This is a genomic window from Ruegeria sp. ABV3_008 (genome assembly GCF_056161185.1).
On sequence record NZ_JBSWYP010000003.1, the window covers coordinates 180,180 to 193,344 of the forward strand.

Annotated in this window: 18 protein-coding genes; 9 read left to right on the forward strand and 9 right to left on the reverse strand. The window is 60.3% G+C overall.

Translation table 11 applies throughout. The annotated features are described in order from the left end of the window. Positions 1-75: 75 nt before the first annotated feature. Positions 76-1,413 (reverse strand): FliI/YscN family ATPase, encoded by a 1,338-nt coding sequence (locus ACXAH8_RS07450; RefSeq protein ID WP_475217267.1) that lies wholly within the window; start codon positions 1,411-1,413, stop codon positions 76-78. A gap of 87 nt (positions 1,414-1,500) precedes the next feature. Between ACXAH8_RS07450 and ACXAH8_RS07455 the strand changes: the two genes are divergently transcribed. From ACXAH8_RS07455 to ACXAH8_RS07495, 9 genes are read left to right on the forward strand one after another with little or no spacing between them, the layout of a single operon-like run. Continuing rightward, positions 1,501-1,890, forward strand: coding sequence for a FlgB family protein (locus ACXAH8_RS07455; protein WP_475217269.1), 390 nt, complete (start codon positions 1,501-1,503; stop codon positions 1,888-1,890). 12 nt (positions 1,891-1,902) lie between these two features. After that, complete coding sequence (flgC, locus tag ACXAH8_RS07460; RefSeq protein WP_170479807.1) at positions 1,903-2,289, forward strand: flagellar basal body rod protein FlgC; 387 nt, start codon at positions 1,903-1,905, stop codon at positions 2,287-2,289. 12 nt (positions 2,290-2,301) lie between these two features. Continuing rightward, positions 2,302-2,592, forward strand: coding sequence for a flagellar hook-basal body complex protein FliE (fliE, locus tag ACXAH8_RS07465; protein ID WP_475217270.1), 291 nt, complete (start codon positions 2,302-2,304; stop codon positions 2,590-2,592). 3 nt (positions 2,593-2,595) lie between these two features. Continuing rightward, entirely contained in the window at positions 2,596-2,868 is a 273-nt protein-coding gene (locus ACXAH8_RS07470) for a flagellar biosynthetic protein FliQ (RefSeq protein ID WP_425084158.1), read from the forward strand. Beyond that, a complete protein-coding gene (locus tag ACXAH8_RS07475; protein ID WP_475217271.1) occupies positions 2,868-3,578 on the forward strand; it encodes a flagellar hook-basal body complex protein in 711 nt (236 codons plus the stop codon). The genes ACXAH8_RS07470 and ACXAH8_RS07475 overlap by 1 nt, the downstream gene beginning before the upstream one ends. 15 nt (positions 3,579-3,593) lie before the next feature. Continuing rightward, positions 3,594-4,379 carry a flagellar basal-body rod protein FlgG gene (flgG, locus tag ACXAH8_RS07480; protein WP_475217273.1) on the forward strand — a complete coding sequence of 262 codons (786 nt, stop codon included), beginning with the start codon at positions 3,594-3,596 and terminating at the stop codon, positions 4,377-4,379. Continuing rightward, positions 4,379-4,795, forward strand: coding sequence for a flagellar basal body P-ring formation chaperone FlgA (flgA, locus tag ACXAH8_RS07485; RefSeq protein ID WP_475217274.1), 417 nt, complete (start codon positions 4,379-4,381; stop codon positions 4,793-4,795). Before flgG ends, flgA begins: the two co-directional genes overlap by 1 nt. Continuing rightward, on the forward strand, positions 4,795-5,526 hold the full coding sequence (flgH, locus tag ACXAH8_RS07490; RefSeq protein ID WP_475217276.1) for a flagellar basal body L-ring protein FlgH: 732 nt from the start codon (positions 4,795-4,797) through the stop codon (positions 5,524-5,526). Before flgA ends, flgH begins: the two co-directional genes overlap by 1 nt. Positions 5,527-5,535: 9 nt before the next feature. Beyond that, a complete protein-coding gene (locus ACXAH8_RS07495; RefSeq protein WP_475217277.1) occupies positions 5,536-6,057 on the forward strand; it encodes a flagellar basal body-associated protein FliL in 522 nt (173 codons plus the stop codon). Positions 6,058-6,062: 5 nt separating this feature from the next. On the opposite strand, the gene ACXAH8_RS07500 is transcribed toward ACXAH8_RS07495, so the two are convergent. The 8 genes from ACXAH8_RS07500 to ACXAH8_RS07535 all read right to left on the reverse strand — a co-directional run bounded on the left by ACXAH8_RS07500 (position 6,063) and on the right by ACXAH8_RS07535 (position 13,111). Further along, entirely contained in the window at positions 6,063-6,443 is a 381-nt protein-coding gene (locus ACXAH8_RS07500) for a hypothetical protein (protein WP_475217278.1), read from the reverse strand. Next, positions 6,440-7,525 (reverse strand): flagellar type III secretion system protein FlhB, encoded by a 1,086-nt coding sequence (gene flhB, locus ACXAH8_RS07505; RefSeq protein WP_475217279.1) that lies wholly within the window; start codon positions 7,523-7,525, stop codon positions 6,440-6,442. The genes ACXAH8_RS07500 and flhB overlap by 4 nt, the downstream gene beginning before the upstream one ends. Further along, a complete protein-coding gene (locus tag ACXAH8_RS07510) occupies positions 7,522-8,295 on the reverse strand; it encodes a flagellar biosynthetic protein FliR (protein WP_475217281.1) in 774 nt (257 codons plus the stop codon). The genes flhB and ACXAH8_RS07510 overlap by 4 nt, the downstream gene beginning before the upstream one ends. Beyond that, positions 8,292-10,319, reverse strand: coding sequence for a flagellar biosynthesis protein FlhA (flhA, locus tag ACXAH8_RS07515; protein ID WP_475217561.1), 2,028 nt, complete (start codon positions 10,317-10,319; stop codon positions 8,292-8,294). The genes ACXAH8_RS07510 and flhA overlap by 4 nt, the downstream gene beginning before the upstream one ends. A gap of 69 nt (positions 10,320-10,388) precedes the next feature. Then, positions 10,389-11,087, reverse strand: coding sequence for a lytic transglycosylase domain-containing protein (locus ACXAH8_RS07520; protein WP_475217283.1), 699 nt, complete (start codon positions 11,085-11,087; stop codon positions 10,389-10,391). Between the two features lie 73 nt (positions 11,088-11,160). Next, positions 11,161-11,589: an Lrp/AsnC family transcriptional regulator gene (locus tag ACXAH8_RS07525; RefSeq protein ID WP_170764933.1), complete on the reverse strand. Its 429-nt coding sequence runs from the start codon at positions 11,587-11,589 to the stop codon at positions 11,161-11,163. A gap of 49 nt (positions 11,590-11,638) precedes the next feature. After that, positions 11,639-12,853, reverse strand: a complete 1,215-nt coding sequence (locus ACXAH8_RS07530; RefSeq protein WP_475217285.1) for an MFS transporter — start codon at positions 12,851-12,853, stop codon at positions 11,639-11,641. A 3-nt stretch (positions 12,854-12,856) separates the two neighbouring features. Further along, positions 12,857-13,111 carry a metal-sensing transcriptional repressor gene (locus ACXAH8_RS07535; protein WP_170379951.1) on the reverse strand — a complete coding sequence of 85 codons (255 nt, stop codon included), beginning with the start codon at positions 13,109-13,111 and terminating at the stop codon, positions 12,857-12,859. Positions 13,112-13,165: the final 54 nt, after the last annotated feature.

Sequence of the window (13,165 nt, forward strand, 5' to 3'; positions counted from 1 at the left end):
TTTTTCACCCAGTTACAGGCGTAGCAGTGCAGGTCTTAAGGGCGGCTTAACACTTAAAATGCTTCGGATTTTGCCTCATCGCGGCAAGCCCGCCGACGCCCTGCGCAGGATCAGGGACAACCGGTTGAAGCTGTTCTCAATGCCCTCTGGATCGGTTTTGCCAAAGAAGCTGTCCAGCTCATCATGAACACGCACGGCCTGATCCAACAGCGGGTCCGAACCTTCGGCATAGAGACCGGCCCGGATCATCACCTCGGACTGCTCGTAGCTGCCCACCAGTTTGCGGGTTTCCGAGATCATCTGGTTCTGGGTCTCGGTCGCGGCGGCAGGCAGGCTGCGCGACACCGACCGGCTGAGGTCAATCGCGGGGAATCGCCCGCGTTCGGCGATGTCGCGGCTCAGGATGATATGGCCGTCCAGAACGCCACGCAGGATATCCGCAACGGGTTCGTCCATATCGGATCCAGCGACCAGAACGCTGAAAACGGCAGTGATGTCGCCTTGAGCCTGTGTGCCCGGACCCGCGCGCTCACACAGATTGGCGATCAAAGGGGTCACCGACGGAGGGAACCCGCGCAGCGACGGGGATTCCCCCATCGCCACGGCGATTTCACGATGCGCCTCGGCAAAACGCGTGACCGAATCGGCCAGGAACAACACGTTGAGGCCCTGATCGCGCAGATACTCGGCCACCGACATCGCCGACCACGCGCAGCGGCGTCGGGCCAGAGCGGACTGATCCGAGGTCGCCGCCACCACGATAGCGCGTTTCATCGCCTCAGGCCCCAGCGCATGGGTCACGAATTCATTCACTTCGCGGCCGCGTTCCCCGACCAGAGCCACCACAACCGCATCCGCCTGCATCGACCGGGCCAGAGTCGCCAGCAGCGTCGATTTACCCACACCCGAGCCAGCGAATAGACCCACGCGCTGGCCCTGCACGATCGGCAGGATGGTGTTTAGTACAGACAGACCCGTTGCCATCCGCTCACCCAGCGGTTTGCGCTCAACAGCGGGCGGAGGAGGTTGCACAATGTCCCGCGCCTGCGCCCCCGGCAGCAGCGGTTTCCCGTCCAGCGCCCGGCCAAACGGGTCAATGACCCGACCCAACCAATGCATCCCCGGCGCAAACTCGGGTGAGGCCTTCAGGCTCACCCGGTTGCCAAGGCTGACGCCATCGGGCGCGGAGCCGGGAATCATGTGGATATGCTCGGCCCCCACATGCAGAACTTCGCCCTCAAGATCGGGACCCGCGCGGCGGTGGAGCGTCAGCAGGTCACTGATTCGCGCGTGTTCGGTCAGGCCGCTGACCTCGATCACCCCATGCGCCACGCCGGACACAAGGCCCACATGGCGCACTGCGGACAGCCTGTCGAATTCGTATTTCAGAAGCATCGGATCGAGATCGGACATTATGGGTTCTCCAACTGGGTTCTGAAAACGGTTTCTAAAGGAATCGGGGTTAAGCCTTGATTGAAATTGATCGAGGGAGAAGCCCCGATGTTCTATGACCTGAACGTCTTTAAGACAGCGTACACAATGGCAACCCATGCCGGACAACGGCAGGCAGTCATTGCACGCAACATGGCCAACGCTGATACGCCGGGCTACCAGCCCCGCGATATCGAGGCCTTTAAAACCGCATTCGAAAACACCTCGGCCAAGACCGAAATGACCGCCACCCGGCAGGGTCATCTGAACGGCAGCAACCTAACCGGGCAAAGCTGGGCCGAGTATGAGGCTGAGCCGCATGGCGATCCCAATGGCAATGGCGTGTCATTGGAAGGCGAGATGCTCAAAGCGATCGAGGTCAAGCGCCAGCACGACCGCGCTCTGACGATCTATCGCTCGTCCATTGGCATTCTGCGCACCAGTCTGGGCCGTGGGTAAGGAGCGTTTGATATGAGCGATTTTTCCCATTCCCTGTCTGCCTCGGCCAGTGCTTTGCGCGCGCAAGCGGCCCGCTTGCGGCACGTGTCCGAGAATATCTCGAACGCGGATACGCCCGGATACCGGCGTAAAACCGTCCCTTTTGAGACCGTCCAGCAGGATGGAAAAGCGATGGTTCAGGCGGGCCGCGTGCAGCTGGATCGCCGCGACCTGTCTCGCATTCACGACCCGAGTCATCCGCTTGCCGATGAAAGCGGGCACTACCTCGGCTCGAATGTCGATCTGATGATCGAGATCGCAGACGCGCGTGAGGCCCAGCGAAGCTATGAGGCCAATCTGAAGATGTTCGATCAGACGCGGCAGATGTCGTCGTCACTTATGGAATTGCTTAGAAAATAAAGGAGAACCAGAATGGATATCCGATCCCTGACCGCCGCACAGAACTATACTGTCGCCCGCCCTGCAACGCAGGCCAATCCCGACCATGAAGGCATGGCACAAGGCCTGCGTTCAACGTTTGAGGACTTTGCCACAACCCTCAAGCAAAGCGAGCAGATGTCGCAGGCCGCGATGACCGGGCAGGCCGACCCGCATGCGCTGGTGCAGGCTCTGGCCCAGACGGAACTGGCCGTCGAAACCGCCGTGATCGTCCGAAACAAGGTGGTCGAGGCCTATCAGGAAATCCTGAGAATGCCGGTCTGAGCCATGCTGAGCGAAGGTCTTTTCTACGATATCGTCCGTCAGTCGCTTTGGGTCGCGGTGATCACCTCGGTCCCGATCCTGACGGTGGCGCTGATCTCGGGCCTGATCGTAGGTCTGTTTCAGGCCCTCACCTCGGTGCAGGAGATGACGCTGACCTTCGTACCCAAGCTGATCGCCATCGTCGTCGTGTTTTGGATTTCGATGGGATTCATGACCCAGACACTTGTCACGTTTTTCACGGGAACCCTGGTTCCGCTGATCGCAGGAGGTCGCTGATGGATACCGCCTATGTCACCCTGTCCCGCCAATCCGGGCTGATGAATGAAATGCGGCTGGTGGCGAACAATATCGCCAATGCCAACACCACCGGCTACCGCGCGCAGGGGCTGGTGTTCTCGGAATTTGTCCGCGACATGCCGGGTAATCCGTCCCTGTCCATGAGCCGGGCCGAGGCGCGCAATACCTCTCAGCAGCAAGGGGTCCTGACCGAAACCGGAGGGCAGTTCGACTTTGCCATCGAGGGGGACGGCTTCTTCATGGTGGAAACACCCGAAGGCAACCGCCTGACCCGTGCGGGCAGCTTCTCTCCCAATGCCGAGGGCGATTTGGTCGCCCCGGATGGCGCGCGGGTGTTGGACAGCAATGGCTCGCCGGTTTTCATCCCGCCGGATGCGGCCTCGATTGATGTGGGCAGCGACGGCACGCTCAGCGTCGAAGGGCAGTTGCTGGGTCAGATCGGGGTCTACCGCGTCGAAGACCTCAAGGACTTGGTGCGTGAGGGCAATACGCGGTTCAGTACGACCGGCAATATTGACCCCGTTGATGAGCCCGTTGTCCTACACCGTTTTCTCGAAGGTTCGAATGTTAACGCCATCGCTCAGGTGACCCGGCTGATCGAAATCCAGCGCGCTTACGAATTGGGTCAGAGCTTTCTCGAAACCGAACATGAACGGGTACGCGGCGCGCTCAAGGCGCTGATGCGCTAAGAAAGGAGACATCCCATGCGGGCATTGAAAATCGCAGCGACAGGTATGACCGCGCAGCAGATGCGGGTCGAGACGATCTCGAACAACCTCGCGAACATGAACACCACCGGATACAACGCGCGCCGAGCCGAGTTCGCGGATTTGCACTACCAACAGATGGCACGAGCCGGGGCGGTCAATGCCTCAGACGGAACGGTGCTGCCAACGGGTATTCAACTGGGTCTGGGCGTGCGCCCGTCCGCAGTGACTGTGCAGCTGGCACAAGGGGCCGTGTCGGCGACGGGCAATGATCTCGACGTGGCCATCGAAGGGCGGGGCTATCTTGAGGTGACGCTGCCCAGCGGTCAGGCCGCTTTTACGCGCGATGGCAGCCTGAAACGCTCGGCCGAAGGGCTGATCGTCACATCGGACGGGTTCGCCGTATCACCCGAGATCACAATCCCAGATGACGCTCGTTCCATTTCGATCAACGCGTCAGGCGAGGTCTACGCTTATTTCGACGATGCCCCCGAAGGCCAACGGCTGGGCGAGTTCACCTTGACCAGCTTCTCGAACGCCAAGGGGCTGGAAGCCATTGGCAGCAACCTGTTCAAAGAGACCGAGGCCTCTGGCGCACCGGTGCAGGGCGTCCCTGGTGAGGATGGGCTGGGCACATTGCGGCAGGGGTATCTTGAGGACAGCTCGGTCGATGCTGTGCGCGAGGTGACCGAACTGATCGAGGCCCAGCGGGGCTATGAAATGAACGCCAAGGTCATCACCGCCGTCGATCAGATGATGAGCGCAACGACGCAGGTGCGCTGATGCGTGTGTTGCTGCTTGGCCTGACTCTGATGGCACCGGTCGCGGCCCTTGCCGAGATTGTGGTGCCGACCCGAACGATCCGCGCGAAAGAGATCATCTCACCTGCGGATCTTGAGACAAAGCCCCGCGACCTGCCAGGCGCTGTAACCGATCTGAATGCACTGATCGGGCAGGAGGCCCGCGTTGCGCTCTATCCCGGTCGTCCCATTCGCGCGGCAGATGTCGGTCCGCCCGCGCTTGTGGATCGCAATGATCTGGTCGTTTTGGTGTTCAGCAGCCAGCCGCTGTCGATCACCACCGAAGGCCGCGCGCTGGGCCGGGGCGCGGTGGGGGACCGAATTCGAGTAATGAACCTGTCCTCGCGGACAACAGTGACGGGCCGGATACGGTCCGATGGTCAAATCGAGGTAAAATAATGTCTGGATTGTCAAAACCCCTTCTTCTTGCGGTACTTGCGATTTCGGCCTGCGGGCGATTGGATCACCTGGGCAAACCGCCCAGCTTCACCCCGACCGAGGATTCGCCGGAACAGGTGGCGATGCTGTGGCCGGGCCTTCCCTTACATACTCAACCGCAACGCACGGTGGATCGATCGTCGCTCTGGAGCGGCGGACAGCAGTCCCTGCTGGGTGACCAAAGGGCCATCAAGAAAGGCGATATCCTGACCGTCGTGATTGAGCTGGATGAAGAGGCTGAGATTTCGAACAACACCAACAGGTCGCGGTCAGGATTTGAAAACTTGTCCGTGCCGAACTTGCTTGGACTACCGCAAAGGGCACAGGACAAACTGCCCGAAGGGGCCTCGTTCGACGAGGCCGTTGGGATCGAATCTGAGGCCTCAAGTTCCGGCCGCGGATCGGTGCGGCGGAATGAGAAACTGACCCTGCGCGTGGCCGCAACGGTGATTGACGTGCTGCCGAACGGAGTTCTCTCGATCTCGGGCGCGCAAGAGCTGCGCGTAAATTTCGAACTGCGAGAGCTGCTGGTGGCAGGTTATGTGCGCCCACAGGACATCTCGCGCAAGAATGAGATTACCTATGACAAGATCGCCTCGGCGCGTGTGTCCTATGGTGGTCGCGGGCAGATCACGGATGTGCAACAGCCGCGCTACGGCCAGCAGATCCTCGATACCGTTTTGCCGTTCTAAAGGGTTCTCATGATCAAGAAACTGCTTCCTGTGATCTTTCTGATCGCTGGCACGGGCGCCGGCATTGGCGCTGGGAAATTCCTTGGCGGCGGCGCGGCGAAGGTCGAGTCTGAGAAGACCGAAAAGGTGGAAAAGGCCGATAAAGAAACAAAGGAAAAACCCGCCAAGTCCAAGGAAAAGGACAAAGGGAAAAAGGGTGAGGGCGGAGGCTTCGAATACCTGAAACTCACCAAGCAATTTGTCGTGCCGATTGTGGAGGATGAGGAGATCTCAGCCCTCGTCACCATGTCCTTGAGCCTCGAGGCAAACTCGGCCATCACCGAAACCTTCTACGCGATCGAGCCAAAGCTGCGCAACGGTTTTCTGCAAGTGTTGTTCGATCACGCCAATACCGGAGGGTTTGACGGAGCTTTCACGCATTCCGACAACCTCGGCACCTTGCGAAAATCTCTGCTTGAGGTGGCGAAGCAGGATCTGGGTGACGATGTCTCCAAGGTCCTGATCATGAGTGTCAGTCGCCAGGATACCTGAGGCCGTTACGGTTTGGGCCGTGACCGCGCGCGTTTCTGTTCGGCCTTGAGGGTGTCATTCAGGCGTTCAACGGCTTGTTTGCGCCCAAAGGCCTGACGCAGTTGCTGCATGGCAGCAAGTTTCTGTGCCCGGCATCGCGCCAATTCCATGTTCAATTGCCGCCGTGTCGCGGCCTCCCACCCATTCCACAAAACATCGGTTCCGGTGATCTGATACCCATCTGTCACCGCACTGTCCTGACGGGTTTGCACGACCTGTGCGTCAAGACGCGCCAACTGAGCCTGCACACGCGCTTCGGCCTCCAACACGGGGCGCAGCTTTTGATATTCGCTTTGATAGACAGCTTCTGTCACTGATTTCAGGGCGGGCAGTTCATGAGGTTTCATCCAATCTGTCCTTTCGCGCGCTTTCGCATGGCTTCGGCAAACCGGATCGCAGCGGCGACCGGGCGGTAGTGTTCTTCGGCGATCTCCTGCCCGATCTCGACGGTCGCGTGAATCGCGCGTGCTGTTGGCGGGTCCGAGTGGATAGGAACGCCGGCCTCGTCCGCAGCCGTCCGGATTGCTGCGGCCACCTCATCGACCCCCTTGGCCACACAGACAGGGGCCGCCCCAGCCGCCCGTGACCATTTCAAAGCGACCGCATAGTGGGTCGGGTTCACGATTACGACGTCGGCTTTCGGTACATCGGCCATCATCGGATTGGTCGCGATCTCCTGCGCCCGGGCGCGGCGCTGTTGTTTAACATGCGGGTCGCCCTCGGCGTCCTTCGTCTCATCCTGGATCTCCTTGCGCGACATCCGGTTCTTGCGCATGTGTTCGGCATATTGCCAAACGTAGTCGACGACCCCGATCGCAAGTGCGATGGCGATCACGATAGACAGAAAGCGAAACACCAGGTTCATCATCAGCAAGATCGAGCTATGGGCCGGGGCTGCGCTGGCGGAAACGATCTCGGCCAGGTTGGCCTTGAGAAACAGGGTAGGACAGGTGCCGTAGATCAGCAGTTTGGCAAAGCTCTTGGCGAATTCGAACAGCCCGCCCCGCCCGAACTTGTTTTTGGCGTTGGATAGGAGTGAGATCCGCGAGAGTTTGGGTTGCAACTTGGTGGGTGCAAAAATCAACGCACGCTGGGCGATGAGGCTCAGCAGAACCGCCGCCGTGGGAAGTGCAAACAGAAGAGCCACCGGCAAAAGTGCGCCCTTCAGCATTCCGGCGACCGGTGCTGATGCAGGCCCCGAAGTAACAAGCTGCGCGATGTCATCCGACTGGTCGATCAGAACCACAAACAATGTGCCCATCTGATCGACTGTAAACTTTCCGACCGTCAGTAGCGCGATCAGCAAACCGGTATAGGCGGCAACGACGGACAGATCGTTGGACTTCGCAACCTCACCTTTTTCGCGCGCTTTCTGCAGCTTCTGTGGCGTCGGGTCAAAGGACTTGTCGCTGTCGTCATCGGAGCTCATCGACCGGATTCCAGCGGATTCAGTGTGAATGAGAACAACGCATCCGCCCAGACGGATAGGATCAGGGGGGCTCCGGCAAACAGCAGGAACAGCCCGGCAAAGGTGATTGCGGGGGCGCCAACGAAGGCAACCATCAGCTGCGGCATCGCCCTGTTGATGACCCCGAGAGCAAGATTGTAGATCAAGGAGGCGATCACGAAAGGCGTGGCCAGCGCAAAGGCCAGACCAAAGCTGTGAGCGATCTGTCTGACGCCCCATTGTGATAGGTCAGGGGCCGAGAGGGTCTGGCCCATTGGAAACAACGCGTAGCTGTGGATCAGGAATTCGGCGACTCGGATGTGCAGCCCCATCAGCGCCGCAAGGGCCAGTCCTGCCAAGGTCAGAAGCATCCCCAAGGCCGGGGCCGGGTCGGCGGCCGCGCCCCCCAGAAGCTGAGACAGCGAGGTCGATTGCGCCGCAATGGACCCGGCGGTCTGCAGGGCCAGCACAAATAGGCGCAGCCCCATGCCCAGAACCATGCCGATCAGAACCTCGGTACCGACCAGACGCGCCATCGGCAGCAGGCCCGGATTGGATTGCTGAGAGGGCACTGCTGGCAGCACGATCAAGGTAAAGGCCACAGCGACCGCAAGCTTGACCCGGACCGGGATGCTGCGTTCGCCAAAAGCGGGCAAGAGGGTGACCAACGCGGACACCCTCAAAAAAACGGCAAAAAAATGCCACAGCCCCGTGCCGAGTTGCCCCAACAGCTCGGGCGGCAGGGCGATCATGCGGGTACGGTTCCGACCAGGGCAGGGCGTGCCTCGAGCCCGATCTCTTCGAAGGAGAGAACCGGATTGGACACCCCGCGCGCCTGCATGATCGAGCGCAACAGGCGACGTCGGCGGGTCGAGGTCACGACGGCTGGAAACAACCCGTGATCCGCGGATTTTGCGACGCTGTCCACCACACCATCGGCCAGCTTGTTGAACAGGTTGGGGGGCAACGCCACGTCCAGCCCGGTGGCGGGGCCGTCGATCTGGTAGCTGGCAAACGTATCCTCCCATTCCGAAGCCAGCTGGATCAGCGGGATCGAGCCATCCTCGCGCTTCATCTCGGCCACCAGCTGAAAGCCCAGCCGTTGGCGGACCAACTCGCAAATGCCTTCAGGCTGGGTCGTGGTCAGCCGCGCTTCGGCCACGCTTTCAAGGATCAGGGCCATGTTGCGGATCGAAACACGCTCATCCAACAGCAGCCTTAGAACTGCGTGCAGCGTGTCGATCGGCACCTTGTCGGGGATCAACTCATCCAGCAGCTTGCGGTTTGCTTCAGCCCGGACGGGATCGCTGAGGCGAGTCGTTTCCGACAACAGACGACGCAGGGATTTCAATGTCAGTAGGCGCGAGAAGTTCTGTTTTATGATCTCCAGCAAATGGGTTGCCAGAATCTCGGGCGGTGAAACGATGGTGGCGCCGTTCAGGGCGGCATCCTCTTGATCTTTAGGTGGAATCCAGCGAGCGGGGGCACCGTAAACAGGCTCGGTCACGTCATTGCCGTCGGGTAGAAATTCATGCCCGTCCTGCACCAGCGCCAACACCAGATCGGGGTTCAGTACGCCGCGCGCCTGTTCGACGCCCTGAACCTTGATGACATAGGTGCCGGTGGGCAGATCGGCGCGGTCGGTCAGGCGAATCTCGGGCAGGATGAGGCCAAAGGTCGAGGCTACATAGGTCCGCATATTCGCAATACGCGCGTCCAGCCCGGTTCCGGGGTTCAACACCATGCTGACCAGATCGGGTGCAAATTCCAGATGTACGTCGTCCAGATCCAGGATATCTCCGATTGCTTGCGTAACAGGGGTCTCCGATTCGGGGGCTGGAGTTTGTGCCTGAAGCACCTTGGCCTTCTGCTTTTGATGGACCCTGTAGGCCGCGTATCCCAACACGCCCGCGCCTAGAATGAAGGGAAGGAAGGGCAGGCCGGGGACGAGCGCGAAAAGAACCATCAACACAGCCACCGTGCCCAGCGCGGCCGGGTGCTTGCCCAGTTGCGAGAAGATGGCATTGTCGGTCGCGCCCTGCGTGCCGCCGCGCGCCAGCAATAGCGCCGAAGCGATGGAGATGATCACCGCCGGGATTTGCGAAACCAGACCATCGCCCACGGTCAGAATGGCGTAGGTTTCAAAGGCGGATGTGACCGGCATGCCATGCACGATCACACCCATGACCAGTCCCATCACAAGGTTCAGCAGCGTGATCAGCAGCCCGGCGACCGCATCACCTTTGACGAATTTCGACGCACCGTCGAGCGAGCCAAAGAAGGTTGTTTCCTGCTGTTCGCGTTCGCGCCGCTCTTTGGCTTGCTGGTGATCGATGGCTCCGGCAGACATGTCGCTGTCGATGGCCAGCTGTTTGCCCGGCATCCCGTCCAGAGCAAAGCGCGCGCCGACCTCGGCCATCCGCGCAGCGCCTTTGGTGATCACCATGAAATTCACGATCAGCAGGACGCAGAACACCACGAGGCCCAAAAAGATACTGCCGCCCATCACGAAGTTGGCGAAGCCTTCGATCACGTTGCCCGCCGCATTTGGCCCGGTATGGCCCTGACCGATGATCAGTTTGGTCGATGAGACGTTCAGCGACAGCCTCAGCATCAGCGAGGCCAGAAGGATCGTCGGGAAGGATGAGAAATCCAGTGGGCGCTCGATGAACAGGGTCAGGGTGAAAATCAGAATGGCCAGCGCGAAGGAGGCGGCCAGACCCACATCCAGCACCCAGGCGGGCATTGGCAGGATCATCATCACGATGACGGTCATCAGCGCCAGTGCCAACAGGACGGTGGGCGAGAACAGGGATCGGGCGTTTATGGTGGGCACGCGGACCTCCTAGTTGAATGCGATGAAGGCGGTGGCAGCACCCGCCGCCGGAACCAGAGACCCCAGAGACCCACCATTGGATTCAACTGGTTGTACCGGGATCAACGGGGCGGCTGCCCCTGTGAAAGGGTCTCGCGATGCCAAATGAGTTTGGGTTGGAACGGACCCGTCCAGCTGGGCCAGAACGGTCCGGAACCGACCGCGATAGGCCTCGGCCAAAGACGGCGTGCGCGAATGATAGGCCCCGGCGGCGGCGGGCCAGGATCCAAGCTCGGCATAGAGGTCTTTGAGAAACTTTGCGGCGTAGGTGGCGTTCTCCTGCGGGTCGAACATCGCGTCGATCGAGCGGAAGGCCTTGCCGTGCCAGCGGTAGTTGATTTGAAAACACCCGATGTCAAAGCTGCGCTTGCCGGCTTTGAAAATCCGGAAAACATAGGTTTTTGCCTCAACCTCGGAGGTGAACCAATAGCCCTGCCCTTCGACATTGATGGTCCAGGGCCAGGGTTGTAGCCGTCTGTCTTGGGTGCGCCCCGTTTCGACCCGCGATATGGCGCGCAGGACGTCCAGTGGTACGCCTTCGGACAGTGACGCGCGGCGTGCGGCCTGATCGCAGATATCACCCGCTCGGGCATCCGGCATGGCCCGCCCGGCCTGCGCAACCAGCGCAAGCGTCAGCACAACGATAATCGAGACGAAACAATGGGGCATTCTGCCGGTCCGGGATTCGGGTCATTCCGGGCCAAGCTAGCCAGTCATCGGTTTACAGAGGGTTATCGCCCCATCATTTTCGGTCGATCCGACGCCCAAACACGACGCTGGTATTGGTGCGCAGAACACCGGGGATTTTGGCCAGTTCATCGACCAGAATATCCAGATCCTCGATCCGGGGGGCCTCGGCAGACAGTAGCAGGTCAAACTCGCCATTGATCGACAGGCAGCGTTTGACCTCGGGGTAGGCTTCAAGCCGTTTGATGATGCGGGTGGTTTGCTTTTGCTGGACCTCAAGCATCACGATCACCTGCACGCGCGGGGTATCGTCGGTGGCGTGCAATTGAACAGAATAGCCCGCAATCACGCCACGCTCTTCCATACGTTTGATCCGCTCATGCACGGTGGTGCGGGCCACGCCCAACTTGGCCGCGATATTCGTGGTCGATTCACGGGCATTGTGCTGCAGCGCGGTGATGATGCGGCGGTCGAGCTGATCCATGGGGCCTCCGGCAGGGTCGCTTTGGTTTAGAGCAGAAGCGCCCGGAGGCTCAAGGCTTCTGCGCCGAGGCGGCTTTGTCGGATCGCGGCCAGATGATCAGTGCAGCAACGATGCCTAAGGCAGAAACGCAGGTTGTGGTGGTCATTACCACGGTTGCGCCGAAACGGGTCATCAGCCATCCCGATAGCGGATAGAGGACCAACCAGCAGGCATGGGACAGGGTAAACTGGGCGGCAAATACGGCGGGTCGGTCCTCGGGCCGGGCCGAACGGGTCAAAAGGCGGCCCGAGGGGGTCAGGGTCATCGAATAGCCGAAGCCCACGCAGGCCCAGAAGGCCGTGAGCAGCGGTAAGGAGAGTGCTCCGGATGTTATTGCAGCTCCGGCCATGGCCAGCACGCCAAGTGTCGCCCCGGTCAGCATGACCCGGCGGTCCTTGAACCGATCCAGCAGAGAGGGAAGTACGAAGGCCGCGATCATCGAGCCGCCTCCGAACCCAGCCAGAGCAATCGCCACCGCGCTTTCGGACAGGCCGAGGTCCGCGCGCACAAGGACCACCGTATTAACGATCACCATGGAGCTGAGCGCGGCTGCAGACCAGCTGAGTGCCAGAAGGCCGCGCAATCGTGTTGTCGATAGATAGATGCGGATGCCGCGCGTTGTCCGGTCGTATATTCCGCGTCGCTCCGCGGGTTTGGGCGAAGGTAAAACAACGGAGACCACCAGCAGGGCGGAGGCAATAAACCCAGCTCCGGTCCCCCAAAACAGCGTGTCAAAGCTGACAAAGACCAGTAACGCAGCCGCCAGCATCGGGCTGAGCAGGCTTTCCAGATCATAGGCAAGGCGCGACAAGGACAGCGCGCGCGTGTAGTCCTGCTCATCCGTCAGGACGTCGGGAATCGTGGCCTGAAACGCGGGGGTGAAACCGGCTGAGGCCGATTGCAGGACGAAGATCAGCACATAGACCTGCCAGACCTCGGATACGAAAGGCAGGCACAGTGCGACCGCGGCCCGGATCAGATCCAGCACCACCAGCATCCTGCGCCGGTCGAGCTGTTCTGCAAACGCCGCCGCCAGTGGGGCGATGCCCACATAGGCCACCATCTTGATGGTCAGTGCCGTGCCCAAAACCATCCCCGCAGCCTCGCCTGCGAGATCATAGGCCAGAAGGCCCAATGCGATCGTCGCCAGCCCGGTCCCCGTCAATGCAACGACCTGAGCTGCCAAAAGGTGGCGATAGGTGCGATTTTGCAGGACACTGAGCATTGGTCAGAGGTACTTTGTGATGGTTTTGAAATCCTCGATGGCCGATCCGTCCTCGGATGTCAGGCAATGGTCGATATGGTCGTGGATCAGAACCCGCTTGGCATTGGTGATTGCTTTCTCGACCGCAAACAGCTGCTGAGCAACGTCGGAGCAGGGCGCGTGATCTTCAAGCATGGCAATGACTTTCGCCAGATGCCCATGCGCCCTCTTCAGGCGGGCGGTGATTTGCGGGTGCGATTCATGCGTGTGATTGGTCATGATATATCCATATCCCCCCCATGGGGATAATATCAAGCCCATCCAGCGACAGAA